This window comes from Streptomyces sp. NPDC005483 (assembly GCF_040606035.1).
Lineage (GTDB): Bacteria > Actinomycetota > Actinomycetes > Streptomycetales > Streptomycetaceae > Streptomyces.
Genome location: NZ_JBEXEA010000021.1, coordinates 40,258 through 57,026, shown reverse-complemented (window position 1 = coordinate 57,026; position 16,769 = coordinate 40,258). Strand labels below are relative to the sequence as shown.

Genomic DNA, 16,769 nt, shown 5'->3' with positions numbered 1-16,769 from the left:
TCAGCCGGCCCGTGTCACCTCAAGGGACAGGTCGTTGTCGACCGTGTAGTACGGCCGCACGACGACCTTCCCTGCCGTGGCGCCCGGGTAGACGAAGACATGCTTGCGGTCCGCCACGTCGTCCAGGACACGGGCGAGCCGGATCATCGGGGCTTCGGGAGCGGGCTGTACGAACATGTCCCAGATGCCGGGGTCCAGGGTCTCGTCGTCGACCGTGAACGAGAAGCTCCGGCCGTCCTCCGCGGCCAGCGGCTCCAGCGAACGTACGGTCCCTTCACCCCGCCGCCGCAGCCGCACCTCGGCGCCGCCCAGCAGGGAGGCACCGTGCAGCCGGGCCGCGAACCTCAGCGTCCCGCCCGCGACGTCCACGCGGCCGGCCTCCGCGTGCGCGGGCCGCAGCCAGGTCCGCAGCGCGAGGTAGCCGTCCTTGGTGACATAGGGAACCCGCACGGCCAGCGGCCCCGGCCGCTCCCGCAGGTGCCCGCCGACCAGGGCCCGCAGGTCACGTGGACCCGGACGCAGGCGCGTGCGCTCGGACCCGTCCAGCAGATACACGTCCCACCGGCCCTCCGCGAGCGCGGGATCCGTGCCCAGTACGGCCTGGGCGCGCCCCTCGCCGACGGGGTCCAGGTCGAGGACGTGCAGGGTCTTCTCGGGCTCCCCCTTCTTCGGACGCAGCCGCAGCAGCAACCGCTGCCCGTGGGCCGCCGGCAGCTCGAAGGTGATCCGGCCCTGCGAGTCGATCGCGCATCCCGCGCGTGGCGTGGTCATGACCGCCCCTTCCGTACGAGGCGCAGTGCGCCACTGGCCGCGATCCGCGCGGTGTCCCTGGCGGCGGAACCATGGGCGGTCAGAGTCCCGCCCTGGCGTTCCCGCACGACCGGCCGGCCGGCCCTCCGCGCCGCGACCGCCTCCGCGATGAGCCGCTCGGCCTGCTCGACCACGGGACCCGGAGCGAACCGCCGCGCGTTCTCGAGGGCCGCCCGGCTCATACGGCGCCGCAGCTCCTCGTTCCCGACCAGCTCCAGCAGGGCGGCGGCCATCGCGTCCCGGTCCCCGACCGGCACCAGCCGGCCGTCGACCCCGTCGGCGATGATCTCGGCGGGCCCGTGGGGGCAGTCGGTGCTCACCACGGGCAGCCCGCACCGCATCGCCTCGACGATGGTCATGCCGAAGGGCTCGAAGTCGGAGGCGGCCACCCCGATCGAGCCCTTGACCCACTCCGCCTCCATCGGGGCCGCGGCACCCATCAGGAAGACGTTGTTCCACAAGCCGAGGTCGTTGATGAGCCGCCGCAGCCGGTCGTGTTCCTCGCCCTTGCCGTAGATGCGCAGCTGCCAGTCCGGATGCTCGGCGGCGACCGCGGCGAAGGCCTCGACGAGAAGGTCGTACCGCTTCACCGGGACCAGCCGGCCGGCCGCGACGACCACCTTGGCGGAGCCGTCCGCGGCCGGCAGCACCGGGTCCGGCACGCTGTTGGGCAGTGCCTCGACCCGTACGCCGGGCAGCCGCATCCGGCGCCGGTAGGTGGCCGCGTCCGCCTCCGTGACCGTCGTGAGCACGTCGAGCCCGCGATAGGCGCGGCGCAGTGCGGTGCGCAGCCGGGGCGAGTGGTTGTCCAGAGTCAGGTGCTCCTGCCCGACCCGGGCGACATGGGGCGGTGCCTGGCCCGCGAGATGTACGTTGAGCCCCGGCCGGGTCCCGATCACCGCGTCCGCGTCGATGGTGGCGAGGGCCTCGGATATGCGCTGGTCGGTCAACTCGCTGTACTGCCCGTACCGGTACTCCGAGCGCGGGAACACCCGCGCCGGTCTCAGATGCAGGGGGTGCTCCTTCTCCTGTCTGAGATCGACCAGCGGCCGCAGCGAAACCCGTGGATCCAGCACGAAGTTGGGCAGCTCCCGGTGCCGCAGCACGGAGACGATCTCCACCTCGTGCCGTTCGGCCAGGGCCTGGGCCAGATTGAACGTGGTGGTGATGGTGCCTCCGATCGCGTAGGCGTTGTGGAGCAGGAAAGAGATCTTCATGCCGGGCTAGACCACCCGGCATTGCCTCCGGTTGACCCCCGTTACCCTTTCGTGGCGTCCCCGCCGTCCGGACGTCATGCCGTGTACTGGTATGCGGGATAAGTCAGATAGCCGCTGTCACCGCCCTGGAAGTAGGTGGCCTCGTCGGCGGGGGCGATCGGCAGGTCGGTGCGCAGACGCTCGACCAGGTCCGGGTTGGCGATGAAGGCGCGGCCGAAGCTGATGAGGTCGGCGCCGAGGCCGAGCCAGTGGTCGGCCTCCGAGCGGCCGGTCTGCTTGGCGCCCAGCGGCAGCACCGGGTTCATGACGAGGGCACCCGGCCAGGCCCGGCGCAGCGCGACGAGGGTCTCCTCCGGAGCGGTGGCCTCCAGATGGACGTAGGCCAGTCCGAGCCGCGACAGCTCGGTCAGGAGCGCGGTGTACAGCTCGGGGACGTCCGACTCCTCGACTCCCCAGAAGGTGCCGCCCGGGGAGAGTCGTATCCCCGTCCGGTCCGCGCCCACGGCGTCCACGGTCGCGGCGGCCGCCTCCACGGCGAACCGGATCCGGCCGGCCACCGAGCCGCCGTAGCGGTCCGTGCGCAGGTTGGCGTTGGAGGAGAGGAACTGGGAGATCAAGTAGCCGTTGGCGCCGTGCAGTTCCACCCCGTCGAACCCGGCGTCGACGGCACGGCGCGCGGCGTTGGCGTAGGACTCGGCGTGCTCGGGTACCTCGTCGGTGGCCAGTTCCCGGGGGACCGGCGCGTGCTGCGGGCCCGTGGGCGTGAACACCTCACCGGTGGCCGGGACGGCCGAGGGTCCGACGGGGCGCAGACCGTTGGTGTCCGGGTGCGAGACCCGGCCGCCGTGCATGATCTGGGCGAAGATCCGGCCCCCGTTGGTGTGCACGGCCTCGGTCACCGGGCGCCAGGAGGCCACCTGCTCGTCGGTGTACAGGCCCGGCGTGCCCGGATTGGACTGCCCGACCAGGCTCGGCTGCACCCCCTCGGTGACGATCAGGCCGGCCGTGGCCCGCTGGGCGTAGTAGCGCGCCATCGACGGTGTCGCCAGACCGCCCTCGGCGGCCCGCACCCGGGTCATCGGGGCCATGACCACCCGGTTGGGCAGCCGCAGTCCGCCGAGCCGGAAACCGGTGAAAAGCGTCGTCACGTGACGTCTCCTTCGTGATTCGTCGTACCCGTGTCCGGGCACGCCGTTACGCTAAAACCTGACGTCGACGTGAGGGTCAAGTCCGTCAGAGAGGAACTCGTGCGCATCGGGGAGTTGTCGGCACGGGCCGGGGTCAGCGTCCGGGCCCTGCGCTACTACGAGGAGCAGGGCCTGCTCACCAGCGCGCGCAGCGCCAGCGGGCAGCGGCACTACACCGAGTACGCGGTCGAGCGTGTGATCTTCCTCCAGCGGATGTACGCGGCCGGGCTGTCCAGCCGCACGATCACCGAACTCCTGCCGTGCGTCGAGTCACCCAGCGAGGAGACCTCCGACGCCGCGCTGGTGCGGATGGCCGAGGAACGCGACAAGCTCTCCGCGCACATCGAGGACCTGATCCGCACCCGGGACGCCCTCGACGGCCTGATGGCCACGAACCGGGCCCACCGCGAGACCCTGCTGCACGGCGCGACCCGCTGAGACCACCGCGACCGCCCGGCCCGAGGTGCCCCTGCCCTTCGCTCCCGTGCGGCCGAGTTCGTCCGGGGCACGTGCTGGCCGCCTCGGCGGGCCGATGGCCACGAACGGGTCCACGGCGAGATCCTGCGGCCCGGCGTGACCCGCTGAGATCATCGCGACCGGCCGGACCGAGGTGCCCCACGCTTCGTTCCCGTGCGGGGCCTCCCGGCACTGCGTGCTTCGGTCGAGTTCGTCCGGGCTCGTACCGCCTGCCTCGGGGGGCTGATGGCCACGAACGGGTCCACGGCGAGATCCTGTGGCCCGGCGTCACACCTTGGATCAGCGCGACGGCCGGACCCCACCGTGGCCCCGCCCTTCGTTCCGGTGCGGGGCCCTCCCGGCACTGCGTGCTTCGGTCGAGTTCGTCCGGGCCCGTGCCGGCCGCCTCGGCGGGCCGATGGCCGCGAACCGGGCCCACCGCGAGGCCCTGCGCCTGGCATGACACGCTGAGATCATCGCGACCGGCCGGACCGAGGAGCCCCACGTGCCGTACGACATCACCGCCCTCCGCTCCTGCTTCCCGGCCCTGGCCGCCGGAGTCGCCCACTTCGACGGTCCCGGTGGCACCCAGACCCCCGAGCCCGTCATCCGGGCCATCGCGGACGCCCTCGCACAGCCCCTGTCGAACCGGGGACGGATCACGCTGGGGGAGCGCAACGCCGAGCGGATCGTCACCGAGGCGCGCCGGGCCATGGCCGACCTGCTCGGGGCGGACCCGGCGGGGATCGTCTTCGGCCGCAGCGCAACCCAGCTCACCTACGACTTCGCGCGCACCCTCGCCAAAACCTGGTCGCCCGGCGACGAGGTGGTCGTCACCCGCCTCGACCACGACGCCAACATCCGACCCTGGGTCCAGTCCGGCGCCACCGTGCGCTGGGCGGAATTCGACCCGAAGACAGGGGAGTTGACCGTCGACGCCATCCGGTCCGTGCTGTCCGAGCGCACCCGGCTCGTCGCCGTCACGGCTGCCTCCAACCTGATCGGCACCCGCCCCGACATCCCGGCGATCGCCCGGGCGGCCCACGAGGTCGGCGCCCTCCTCCACGTGGACGGCGTCCACCACACCGCCCACTCCCTCGTGGACCTGGAGGAGCTGGGCGCGGACTTCTACACCTGCTCCCCGTACAAGTTCCTCGGCCCGCACCACGGAGTCCTCGCCGCCCGCCCGGAGTTGCTTCAGACCCTGCGCCCGGACAAACTCCTGCCCTCCACCGACACCGTCCCGGAGCGCTTCGAACTGGGCACGCTGCCCTACGAGTTCCTCGCCGGCACGACAGCCGCGGTCGACTTCCTCGCCGAACGGCTGGACCCGGGGGCCACCGGCAGCCGACGCGAGCGGCTGACCGCCGGGTACACCGCCCTCGAAGCGCACGAACAGGTCCTGCGCGCACAGATCGACCAGGGGCTGGCCGCGCTCGACGGCGTCATCGTCCACTCCAGGGCCGCCGACCGCACTCCGACCGTTCTGCTGACCTTCGAGAACCACAGCACGGCCGACGCGTACCGCTTCCTCGCCGAGCGCGGAGTCCAGGCCCCGGCCGGCTCCTTCTACGCCGTCGAGGCCTCCCGCCACCTCGGCCTCGGCGACACCGGCGGCCTGCGCGTCGGCCTCGCCCCCTACAACGACACGCAGGACGTCGACCGGCTCCTGACGGGACTGGCAGACTTCCTGAAGAGGTGAACTTCCCGAAGAGGTGAAGGGAGAGCCGCCATGACCACGTTCCCCACCGCACGAGACGTACGGACCACCCCGGAGGGCCTGCTGTGGGAGCCCAGCGAGCGCTGGGTACGCGGCCGCAAGGGAGACGTCACGGTCGTCGACAGCCGGCACCCCGTCCTCGTCTGGGAGCCCGACGTACCCGTGCCGCTGTACGCCTTCCCGCGCGCCGACGTCCGCGAGGACCTGCTCCGCCCCGCGAAGAACCCGCAGACCGGCAGCCACACCGGGTCACAGGTCTTCTACGACCTCGAGGTCGACGGGGAGCTGGTCGAGAACGCCGCCTGGACCTTCCCGGCCGCCGACCTCGCCGGCCACATCGCCTTCGCGTGGTTCCGGCGCTGGGGGACCGGCCTCGACCACTGGTACGAGGAGGAGGAAGAGATCTTCATCCACCCCCGTGACCCGCACAAACGCGTCGACGCCATGCCCAGCAGCCGCCATGTCCAGGTCGAGATCGACGGGACGCTCGTCGCCGACACCCGCCACCCCGTCCTGCTCTTCGAGACGGGCCTGCCCACCCGGTACTACCTCCCGCGCGAGGACGTCCGCCTCGACCTCCTCGAAGCCACCGACCACCACACCGGCTGCCCCTACAAGGGCACAGCCGCGTACTGGTCGGTGGGCGGACACGCAAACATCGTCTGGAGCTACCCGGACCCGCTCCCCGCCGTGGGTGCCGTCAAGGGACTCCTCGCGTTCTTCAACGAGGCCGTCGACATCACCGTGGACGGGCAGCGCCTGGAACGGCCGGTCACCCCTTTCACCGGGACGGTGCAGTGATCACGGCTGACCGTACGGCGCCGTACAACCGCTGTACCTGCGGGGATCTTCCCCAAACCGTCCGCGACACGTGACCTGACTCTCATGGCCACCGGCCTCCTTTGCCGAGAACATGGGGGCGTCACCGGCAGGCCGAAGGGATCGGGAATGCTCCGCAAGGTACTGGTCGCCAACCGTGGTGAGATCGCGATCCGCGCTTTTCGCGCGGGTTACGAGGTGGGCGCGAGGACGGTCGCCGTCTTCCCCCACGAGGACCGCAACTCACTGCACCGACTCAAAGCCGACGAGGCCTACGAGATCGGCGAACCGGGCCATCCCGTGCGGGCCTACCTCTCCGTCGACGAGATCATCCGTGCCGCCCGCCAGGCCGGCGCCGACGCCGTCTACCCCGGCTACGGGTTCCTCTCCGAGAACCCCGAGCTCGCGCGCGCCTGCGAGGAAGCGGGCATCACCTTCGTCGGCCCCAGTGCCGACATCCTCGAACTGACCGGCAACAAGGCCCGCGCGGTCGCCGCCGCCCGCGCCGCGGGCGTGCCGGTCCTGGGTTCCTCGGCGCCCTCGACGGACGTGGACGAGCTGGTCAGGGCCGCCGAGGACGTCGGCTTCCCGGTGTTCGTGAAGGCGGTCGCCGGTGGCGGCGGGCGCGGTATGCGCCGGGTCGAGGACCCCGCCCAGTTGCGGGAGTCCATCGAGGCGGCGGCGCGTGAGGCGGCCTCGGCCTTCGGCGACTCGACCGTCTTCCTGGAGAAGGCCGTAGTGGAGCCCCGCCACATCGAGGTGCAGATCCTCGCCGACGGGCAGGGCAACGTCATCCACCTCTACGAGCGTGACTGCTCGGTGCAGCGCCGCCACCAGAAGGTCATCGAGCTCGCCCCGGCCCCCAACCTCGATCCGGACCTGCGCGACCGCATCTGCGCCGACGCCGTCCGCTTCGCCCGCGAGATCGGCTACCGCAACGCGGGCACCGTGGAGTTCCTCCTCGACCGCGAGGGCAACCACGTCTTCATCGAGATGAACCCCCGCATCCAGGTCGAACACACGGTCACCGAGGAGGTCACCGACGTCGACCTCGTCCAGGCCCAGCTGCGCATCGCCGCCGGCGCCACCCTCGCCGACCTCGGCCTCTCCCAGGAGGCGATCCGGCTCCACGGCGCCGCCCTCCAGTGCCGTATCACCACCGAGGACCCCGCCAACGGCTTCCGCCCGGACACCGGCCGCATCAGCGCCTACCGCTCGCCCGGCGGCTCCGGAATCCGCCTCGACGGCGGCACCACCCACGCCGGTACGGAGATCAGCGCCCACTTCGACTCGATGCTGGTCAAGCTCTCCTGCCGGGGCCGGGACTTCACCACCGCGGTCAACCGGGCCCGGCGCGCCGTCGCCGAGTTCCGCATCCGCGGAGTGGCCACCAACATCCCGTTCCTCCAGGCCGTCCTCGACGACCCGGACTTCCAGGCGGGCAACGTCACCACGTCGTTCATCGAGCAGCGCCCGCACCTGCTGACGGCCCGTCACTCCGCCGACCGGGGCACGAAGTTGCTCACCTACCTCGCCGACGTGACGGTCAACAAGCCGCACGGCGAGCGGCCCGACTCGATCGAGCCCGTCTCCAAGCTGCCCAGGACCCCGGACATCGAGCCGCCCGCGGGCTCCAAGCAGAAGCTCACCGAGCTGGGCCCCGAGGGCTTCGCCCGGTGGCTGCGCGAGTCGCCGACCATCGGCGTCACCGACACCACGTTCCGCGACGCCCACCAGTCGCTGCTGGCCACACGTGTGCGTACCAAGGACATGCTCGCCGTCGCCCCGGCGGTCGCCCGCACCCTGCCCGAGCTGCTCTCCCTGGAGTGCTGGGGCGGTGCCACCTACGACGTCGCCCTGCGCTTCCTCGCCGAGGACCCCTGGGAGCGCCTGGCCGCCCTGCGCGAGGCCGTCCCCAACATCTGCCTCCAGATGCTGCTGCGCGGCCGCAACACCGTCGGCTACACCCCGTACCCGACCGAGGTGACCGACGCCTTCGTACAGGAGGCCGCCGAGACCGGCATCGACATCTTCCGCATCTTCGACGCCCTCAACGACGTCAGCCAGATGCGCCCCGCCATCGAGGCGGTACGCGCCACCGGCACGTCCATCGCCGAGGTCGCCCTCTGCTACACCTCGGACCTGTCCGACCCGAACGAGCGCCTCTACACCCTCGACTACTACCTGCGCCTCGCCGAGCAGATCGTGGACGCGGGCGCCCACGTCCTGGCCGTCAAGGACATGGCGGGCCTGCTGCGCGCCCCCGCCGCCGCGAAGCTCGTCTCGGCCCTGCGCCGCGAGTTCGACCTGCCGGTGCACATCCACACCCACGACACCGCGGGCGGCCAGCTCGCCACCTACCTGGCCGCGATCCAGGCGGGCGCCGACGCCGTGGACGGTGCCGTCGCCTCCATGGCCGGTACGACCTCGCAGCCCTCCCTGTCCGCGATCGTCGCCGCGACCGACCACTCCGACCGCCCGACCGGCCTCGACCTCAGGGCCGTCGGCGACCTGGAGCCGTACTGGGAGAGCGTCCGCAAGATCTACGCCCCCTTCGAGGCGGGCCTCGCCTCCCCGACCGGGCGCGTCTACGACCACGAGATCCCCGGCGGCCAGCTCTCCAACCTGCGCACCCAGGCCGTCGCCCTCGGCCTCGGCGACCGCTTCGAGGACATCGAGGCGATGTACGCCGCCGCCGACCGCATTCTCGGCCACCTGGTCAAGGTCACCCCGTCCTCCAAGGTGGTCGGCGACCTCGCCCTGCACCTGGTCGGCGCCGGGGTCACCCCCAAGGAGTTCGAGGAGACCCCGGACCGCTTCGACATCCCCGACTCCGTCATCGGCTTCCTGCGCGGTGAGCTCGGCACCCCGCCCGGCGGCTGGCCCGAGCCCTTCCGCACCAAGGCACTGCAGGGCCGCGCCGACGCCAAGCCCGTCCAGGAACTGAACGCCGAGGACCGCACCGGCCTGGAGAAGGACCGCCGCTCGACCCTCAACCGGCTCCTGTTCCCCGCCCCGACCCGCGAGTTCGAGACACACCGTCAGTCCTACGGCGACACCAGCGTCCTGGACAGCAAGGACTTCTTCTACGGCCTTCGCCCGGGCAAGGAGTACGCCGTCGACCTGGAACCCGGTGTCCGGCTCCTCATCGCGCTGGAGGCGATCGGCGAGGCCGACGAGCGGGGCATGCGCACGGTGATGTCCACGCTCAACGGCCAGTTGCGGCCCATCCAGATCCGCGACCTCGCGGCCTCCTCCGACATCCCGACCACCGAGAAGGCCGACCGCTCCGACCCCGGCCATGTCGCCGCACCGTTCGCAGGCGTGGTCACCCTCGCCGTGAACGAGGGCGACGAGGTGGCGGCCGGAGCCACCGTGGCCACCATCGAGGCCATGAAGATGGAGGCCTCGATCACCGCCGCGAAGGCCGGCCGGGTCTCCCGCCTCGCCATCAACAAGATCCAGCAGGTGGAGGGCGGTGACCTGCTGGTCGAGATCGCCTGAGCAGGAACGCGATCGACGGAGTCCCGCGGCCGGGCGGTGACAGGGAGGAGCCCTTGTCATGACAGTGGTCCACGAGATCAACACCCTCGTCTGGCTGGGCGAGTTGAGCCACCGCTACGGCCGTCCCGTCACCCTCGGTGACGTGCCCGGCGAGGTCTGGGACTCCGTCGCGCCGCCCGGCGTCGACACCGTGTGGCTGATGGGCGTCTGGGAACGCAGCCCGGCCGGGCGGGAGATCGCCCTGCGCGACCAAGGGCTCATGGCCTCCTTCCGTGAGGCCCTGCCCGACGTCACCGAGGCGGACATCGCCGGATCGCCGTACTGCGTACGCGACTACGTCGTGGACGCCTCCCTCGGCGGGCCCGACGGACTGGCCGCCGCCCGCGCCCAACTGGCGGCGCGGGGACTGTGGTTGATTCTCGACCACGTCCCCAACCACGTGGCCCCGGACCACCCTTGGCTCACCTCGGACCCCGACTGTCTCCTCCAGGGCACCGCCGACGACCTGGCCCGCGCTCCGGCCGACTTCGTCGAGGCCGGGGGACGGATCTTCGCCCGTGGTCGCGACCCGTACTTCCCGCCCTGGCCCGACGTCGTGCAGCTGAACGCGTTCTCCGACGCACTCCGGGAGGCGACCGTCGCGACGCTGGTGTCCATCGGCGACCAGGCCGACGGCGTGCGCTGCGACATGGCCATGCTGCTGATGAACGACGTCTTCGGCAGGACCTGGGGAGACCGGGCGGGCACGGCACCGGCCGAGGACTTCTGGCCGTACGTCATCCCGCGCGTCAGGGCCCGCCACCCGGACCTCCTGTTCGTCGCCGAGGCCTACTGGGACCTCGAAGGGCCCCTCCAGCAACAGGGCTTCGACCACTGCTACGACAAGCGCCTTTACGACCGTCTGCTGCACGAGGACGCCGGCTCCGTCCGCGCCCACCTGAGCGCCGACCCGGGCTACCAGCGCGGTCTCGTCCGCTTCCTGGAGAACCACGACGAGCCACGGGCCGCCGCCGGCCTGCCCGGCGACCGGGGACGGGCGGCGGCCGTGGCCGTGGCGACCCTGCCGGGCGCCACGCTTTGGCACGAGGGCCAGTTCGAGGGCCGCCGGGTACGGCCACCGGTGTTCCTGAGGCGCAGGCCGCAGGAGCCCGTCGACGAGCTCCTGCGCGACTTCTACGCCAGGCTGCTGCCTGCCGCCGCCTCGGTACGCCGGGGCGACTGGCGCCCGGTGACCCCGACGGGCCTGCCGTACGACGACACCCACCGCCATCTGCTCGCCTGGACCTGGACAGACACCGGCACCCGTCACCTGGTCGTCGTCAACTACTCCGACACCCCGGCCCGGGCGAGACTGCCCCTGCAGTGGGACGACCTGAGGGGCCGCGCCTGCCGTGCGGCCGATCTGCTCACCGGCGCGCTGTACGACCGTGACGGAGACGAACTGGCCGACTCCGGTCTGTTCGTGTCCCTCGAAGGCTGGGAATGCCACGTGCTCAAGTGGTGACGGCCGCAGCGGCGGCGTACGGTCGTACGGAGACCATGAGCAGCGACCCGCAGGCGAGTTCTGCACCACGGACCACCCCACCGGACTCCGGCGGCGGTGGAAACGCCATGGCGCTGCTGGTCATCGCGTCCTGCCAGCTCATGGTGGTGCTCGACATCACCATCGTGAACATCGCGCTCCCGGACATCCAGCGCTCCCTGGACTTCTCCACCACCAGCCTGGCCTGGGTGGTCAACGCGTACACCCTCACCTTCGGCGGGCTGCTGCTGCTCGGCGGGCGGACCGGCGACATCCTCGGCAGACGCCGCATGTTCGTCTGCGGGGTGCTGCTGTTCGTGCTCGCCTCGCTGCTCGGCGGCCTCGCCCAGAACGAGGGCCAACTCCTCGCCGCGCGTGCCCTCCAGGGCGTCGGCGGCGCCATCGCGTCCCCGACCGCCCTCTCCCTGGTCAGCACCACCTTCCGTGAAGGGCCCGAGCGCAACCGGGCGTTCGGCGTCTTCGCCGCGGTCTCGGCAGGCGGCGGCGCGATCGGGCTGCTGGCCGGGGGAGTGCTCGTCGAGTGGCTCAACTGGCGGTGGGTGCTGTTCGTCAACGTCCCCATCGGAGTGCTCATCGCGCTCGCCACGCCCCGCTATATCCGCGAGTCCGAGCGGCATCCCGGCAACTTCGACATCGCCGGAGCGCTGACCGCCACCGCGGGCATGGTGCTGCTGGTGTACGGCTTCATCCGGGCCGCCCAGGAGGGCTGGCGGGACGCGCTCACCCTGGGTTCGTTCGCCGCCGCGGTCGTCCTCCTCGTGGTGTTCGTGCTGATCGAGAAGCGTTCCCGGCAGCCGATCACCCCGCTGCACATGTTCGCCGACCGCAACCGCGCGGGCACCTACGGCATCATGCTGTGCCTCGCGGCCGCGATCTTCGGCATGTTCTTCTTCCTGACCCTCTTCACCCAGAACGTGCTCGACTTCAGCCCGCTGGCCACCGGGTTCGCGTTCCTGCCGGTCAGCGCGGTCATCGCGGTGGGTGCCGGCCTCGCCTCGCGGTTCCTGCCCGTGTACGGGCCGAAGCCCTTCATGGTGGGCGGCGCGATCCTCGCGGCGGCCGGGCTGGCCTGGCTGACCCTGACCGACGTCCACTCCACCTACGCGGGCAGTGTCCTCGGGCCGATGCTCGTCTTCGGTCTCGGCATGGGCATGGAGTTCGTGTCCCTGACCCTGATGGCGCTGTCCAACGTGCCCACCGAGGAGACCGGCGCGGCCTCCGGGCTCCTCAACGCCACCCAGCAGGTGGGCGGGTCGCTCGGACTGTCCATCCTGGTCACGATGTTCGGCACAGCCAGCACCAACGAGGCGGAGAAGCAGGTCCCGCTCTACCTCGCCCAGGCCACCCCGGCCGAGCGCCGCCTCTTCGCCCGCACCGGTCTGCTCCCGGGCTCCTGGGGCGACGAGGTCCTGACCGCCGGTGTCTCGGCCGCCTTCGTCGTGGCCGCGATCTTCGCGGTGATCGCCGCGCTCATCGCTGTCGTGGTCATCCAGGTCCGCCCCTCCGACCTGGAACGCCTCAAGGGCGGCCCGCCGCTGCCGTAGGGACGAGCCCGAGCCGCTGGGCCTGCAGCACCGTGCTGACGCGGTCGCGGGTGCCGAGCTTCCGGTAGATGTTCGCGATGTGCTTGTGGACCGTACGCTCGGATATCCCGAGCCTGCGGCCTATCGACACGGCGGTCAGGGCGTCGCCGAGCAGGACCAGCACGGTCGTCTCCCGGGGCGTGAGGGCCAGGTCGGCGGCCTCCTCGGAAGGGGCGACGAGCCGCCGCAGAAGCTGGCGCTGCTGCTCGACGGCGGCCAGCAGGGGCTGCAACCGCTCGGCCAGACGCAGCTCGTCGTCGCTGAAGTCCCGCCCCGAGCGGTACACCATGCACCCGGTGACCGGAGTGGTCGACTGCGGCAGCGGGATCCCCAGCACGTGATCGACGTCCAGGAGGTCGTCGAGCAACCGCGCGGTCGGGCTCCCGGGCCAGGCACGGCCGGCCAGTCGGCGGGCCGTGACCGGCGTCCGGTCCGCTCCGCCCGCGTAGTGGCCCGCCAACGGGTAACCCGCGCGCAGCAGTACGGTCTCCTCTTCGCCGAGCGAGCCGAACTCCGCGTCGGCGCCGGGGGACAGCCCGAGCGTGCCCTCGCTCTCGTTCCAGTTGTCCAGCTTGTAGATCAGGGCGTCGCCACCGCACAGGACCGGCAGTTCGGCCGCCAGCAGGGGCCACAGGCGTTCAGGGTCGCGTTCGTGAAGCGCGGCCACGGCGACCGACAGCATCCGCTCATACGCAGTTGTACCCATACCGGCCCAGTACCTCGCTGACCCACACTTCATCCGAGCACCATCGACGTTCTCGGATGTACTCCAGCACATCGAAGCTCCGGCGGGCCGCAGTGGGGGGAGGGCGGCCCGTCGGATACGCCTGTTCCCCTGCGGGACGGCAGCGCCGGCCGCGACTGTGCGGGCCGCCGGCACGGGGGACCGGCGGCCCGCACGAGGCTTCGGCTACTGGTCCGGCGCCTCCAGACCCGGGCCGGGCGCGGGCTCCGGGTTGAACACCGGGTGGTAGCTCTCCGGCGGCGCGAGATAGGTGGCGGGCAGCCCGCCGGTGTCGATCACGATCTGGTCCACGGCGATCGCCGGATCGACCATGAAGATCCGCAGCACGTGCTCCCCGGCCTCGGCGACCGTCACGGTGGCGGTCAGCCGCTCGACCCCGTCCTCCACCTGGCGGGCCCAGGCGTCCCCGCGGTTGCCGGTCGCGACGGCCTGCCCGGACAGGACGGTCACCGGCTGGTCGTCGAGCCCGACGGCCACCCGCCGCAACCCGCGCTCGTCCAGTGAGGGCAGCCGGAAGACGGTGACAGGGAAGGTCCCGGTGCTGCCGAACCGCACCCGGTACCTCAACTCCGGGGCCCGGGACGCGAAGTCACCGGTGATCGGAGCCGCCGTGGAAGGAACGGCCTCGACGGCTCCGGTACGACGTCCGAGTCCGCGCACGGTCCGCCAGCGGCAGCCACCGCGCTCCACCCTCCGGTCGGCGTGCGCGGCGTCGATCGACACGTAACCGTGGGCCTCGACGTAACCACGGGCCCGTCTGCGCCCGTTGACCACCCGGAGCGGCACGTCGTAGCGCTGCCCGCCGCCCGTGAAGACGACCGCTGCCTCCTGGGCGCCCTCGGGGGCGCGCTCCCAGTCGATCTCCACCCACACCCGCCGCTGCTCGGTCAGCGAGCCCCCCGAGGTACTGAGCACCACCCAGGGGTGACTGGCCTCGGCCGACCAGTCCAGGGGCAGGAAACCGGTGTTGAAGACGTCGACGAAGAGCCGGTCGCGGGTGTACGAGGAGAACGACAGCGGCCGGGCCGTCCCGGTCTCGTTCCCCTCGGCCGCCACTCCGAGCCCCGAGGTTTCCTGCCGGGTCACCCTGGCGACGGCCGGGCGGCCCGGAGCCTTCGGGATCTGGGACGGATACGGGTTGACGATCCCGTCCCATTTCCCGCCCGCCACCTCGGTGTTGTACCGGCTGGTGAGCGCCGCCTCCGCCGTGTGCGCGGCCAGCGCGAGGTCCGCGAAACGGTTGGTGCCGGCCCCGCGGCCCTGCCGGGCGGCGAGCGCGTTGCGGTCCGCCCAGTAGTACTTCAGGTTCATCAAGTAGGCCCCGTGCACCGGGTATTCGACCAGCTCGTAGAAGGCGTCCCGGTACGCCTCAGGAAGTTCGGCACCCACCGCCCGGACCCGGGCGAGGAGTTGGTCGTACGCCGCCATCCGGCGCCCCGCCTCGTCGCCGTGGTGGACGACGGACACCAGGCCAGGGGCGATGAACTCCGGCCGCAGTTCCCCGGCGAGCCGGTAGTACTCCGTGCGGATCGCGGCGATCTCACGGGCGTGGCGCCGCCCGAACTGCTTCCCGGCCCACTCGGCGAGGAAGCCGTCGGCCTCGTCGGCTTCCCGACGATCCACGTCCCAGGCCATGTCCATCGCGAAGGACAGGCCGGTCTCGATCGACTTGAGGTCACCGACATTGAAGATCCACATACGGTCGGTGCCGTGCTCGTACACCCGCCTGAGCTCCTGCCACACCTTGGCCACCTGGGTCGTGTCCAGCCACAGATAGCTCTTCGGCCGGCCCCAGTAGGAGAGGTGGTAGTAGATCCCGTTGCCGCCCGGACGCGCCCGCTCCGACTCGTTCGGCAGCTGGCGCATGTTGCCGTGGTTGTCGTCCGGCCAGATCAGCGTGACGTCGTCGGGGACCTGGACGCCCGCGTTGTACAGGTCCAGGACCTCCTTGTACGGAATGAAGATCTGCGGCTCGGCCGCGGCCCCGACCTCCTCGGCGAGGATGCGTCGCTGGTCGGCGATGATGTCGTTCATCACCACGACCTTCTCCGGGATCGTGGTGGCGTTCCTCGTCTCCAGCGCGCTGTCGTGCAGGCCGCGCATGCCGAGCGTCCAGCTGCTCTCGTACGCGGCGTTCTGTCTCGCCCGGGCTCTCCAGTAGTCGGAGATGACCGCGGGATTGACCGTGTAGTCGTACACTGGCGCGCTGCCGTCGGGGTTCGGGTGCTCCGCGATCCACGGCTCCCACTCGTGGACGCCGTTGCGCAGCAGGGCCTCGGGGTGGCTGGAGCCGACGACGATGCCGTAGCGGTCGGCTAGTTCGGGGTTCTCCCGGTACTTGTTGAAGAAGTCGGAGTACGGATGCATCGCCGGCCACAGGTAGTTGGCCTTGAGGCGCAGCAGCAGTTCGAAGACGCGCTTGTAGGTCTCCGGGCCGATGTTCTTGTCGGTCTCCTGGGTGCGGTGGGACCAAGTGGTCAGGTTCTGCTCATCGTTGATGAAGATGCCGCGGTAGCGGACCGAGGGTTCGTGGCGGATGAAGGGCCCTGCGGGGACGGTCACCGTGTCGTGGCGCTCGACGGGGACGTCGGCCCACCAGTACCAGGGGGAGACGCCGATGCGCTCCGAGGTGTCGTAGATCCCGTAGACGGTGCCGCGCCGGTCGCTGCCCGCGATCACCAGGGCGCGGTCGACGCCGGGCAGGGGACGCTCGATCACCTGGGTCACGGACGCCTCCCAGCGGCCCTTCACCCGGGAGACGTCCAGGCGGCCCTGGGCGGCGAGGCGGTCGATGGCGGGGCTCGCGCCGAGGGTGCCCACCAGGACGAGCAGCGGGGCGCTGCGGGGGAGCGTGCGCAGCAGCTCGGGGCGGGTTCCGCAGACGCGTTCGACGTCCGCCTGGAGGTCGCCGACGGCGCGGACGACGGCCGGGTCGTCCGCCGTGTCCACGAAGACGGCGACGGCCGTGCCTCCCGTCGCCAGCGGGAAGTCGGGACGGCCCGACGAGGCCGCGTGGGCGCTCGCCGGGATCAGGACGGGGAGGAAGGGGGCCGCGCCGACGGCGGCCATTCCCTGGAGGAAGGACTTGCGGGTCCATTGCTGGTGCGGCACGAGACGCACTCCCAGGTTGGCATGGTCAGGCCAGAAAGCGCTTTCTCGGGAACCCTAGGCGAGGTGTTCACGGG

General features: G+C 71.5%; 11 protein-coding genes. 6 read left to right on the top strand and 5 right to left on the bottom strand.

The window, feature by feature from the left end:
* The 3 genes from ABZT06_RS33830 to ABZT06_RS33820 form a co-directional block, all read right to left on the bottom strand.
* Positions 1 to 771, bottom strand: a complete 771-nt coding sequence (locus tag ABZT06_RS33830) for a hypothetical protein (protein ID WP_355749714.1) — start codon at positions 769 to 771, stop codon at positions 1 to 3.
* A complete protein-coding gene (locus tag ABZT06_RS33825) occupies positions 768 to 2,027 on the bottom strand; it encodes a glycosyltransferase family 4 protein (protein ID WP_355749711.1) in 1,260 nt (419 codons plus the stop codon). Before ABZT06_RS33825 ends, ABZT06_RS33830 begins: the two co-directional genes overlap by 4 nt.
* 74 nt (positions 2,028 to 2,101) lie before the next feature.
* Complete coding sequence (locus ABZT06_RS33820) at positions 2,102 to 3,175, bottom strand: alkene reductase (protein WP_355749708.1); 1,074 nt, start codon at positions 3,173 to 3,175, stop codon at positions 2,102 to 2,104.
* A 99-nt stretch (positions 3,176 to 3,274) separates the two neighbouring features.
* On the opposite strand from ABZT06_RS33820, the gene ABZT06_RS33815 reads away from it, so the two are divergent.
* The 6 genes from ABZT06_RS33815 to ABZT06_RS33790 all read left to right on the top strand — a co-directional run bounded on the left by ABZT06_RS33815 (position 3,275) and on the right by ABZT06_RS33790 (position 12,800).
* Positions 3,275 to 3,652, top strand: coding sequence for a MerR family transcriptional regulator (locus ABZT06_RS33815; protein ID WP_355749918.1), 378 nt, complete (start codon positions 3,275 to 3,277; stop codon positions 3,650 to 3,652).
* Positions 3,653 to 4,175: 523 nt separating this feature from the next.
* Positions 4,176 to 5,372 (top strand): cysteine desulfurase-like protein, encoded by a 1,197-nt coding sequence (locus ABZT06_RS33810; protein WP_355749705.1) that lies wholly within the window; start codon positions 4,176 to 4,178, stop codon positions 5,370 to 5,372.
* A 30-nt stretch (positions 5,373 to 5,402) separates the two neighbouring features.
* On the top strand, positions 5,403 to 6,191 hold the full coding sequence (locus tag ABZT06_RS33805; protein WP_355749702.1) for a DUF427 domain-containing protein: 789 nt from the start codon (positions 5,403 to 5,405) through the stop codon (positions 6,189 to 6,191).
* A gap of 147 nt (positions 6,192 to 6,338) precedes the next feature.
* Entirely contained in the window at positions 6,339 to 9,713 is a 3,375-nt protein-coding gene (locus ABZT06_RS33800) for a pyruvate carboxylase (protein WP_355749699.1), read from the top strand.
* 58 nt (positions 9,714 to 9,771) lie between these two features.
* The gene (locus ABZT06_RS33795) at positions 9,772 to 11,217 is read left to right on the top strand and encodes an alpha-amylase (RefSeq protein WP_355749696.1); all 1,446 of its coding nucleotides are present in this window, start codon (positions 9,772 to 9,774) and stop codon (positions 11,215 to 11,217) included.
* Between the two features lie 107 nt (positions 11,218 to 11,324).
* Positions 11,325 to 12,800: an MFS transporter gene (locus tag ABZT06_RS33790; RefSeq protein WP_355749915.1), complete on the top strand. Its 1,476-nt coding sequence runs from the start codon at positions 11,325 to 11,327 to the stop codon at positions 12,798 to 12,800.
* Here the strand turns inward: ABZT06_RS33790 and ABZT06_RS33785 are convergent.
* Positions 12,775 to 13,545 (bottom strand): LuxR C-terminal-related transcriptional regulator, encoded by a 771-nt coding sequence (locus ABZT06_RS33785; protein ID WP_355749693.1) that lies wholly within the window; start codon positions 13,543 to 13,545, stop codon positions 12,775 to 12,777. The two genes, ABZT06_RS33790 and ABZT06_RS33785, sit on opposite strands and share 26 nt — an antisense overlap.
* A gap of 204 nt (positions 13,546 to 13,749) precedes the next feature.
* Complete coding sequence (locus tag ABZT06_RS33780; protein ID WP_355749912.1) at positions 13,750 to 16,653, bottom strand: glycosyl hydrolase 115 family protein; 2,904 nt, start codon at positions 16,651 to 16,653, stop codon at positions 13,750 to 13,752.
* Positions 16,654 to 16,769 lie beyond the last annotated feature (116 nt).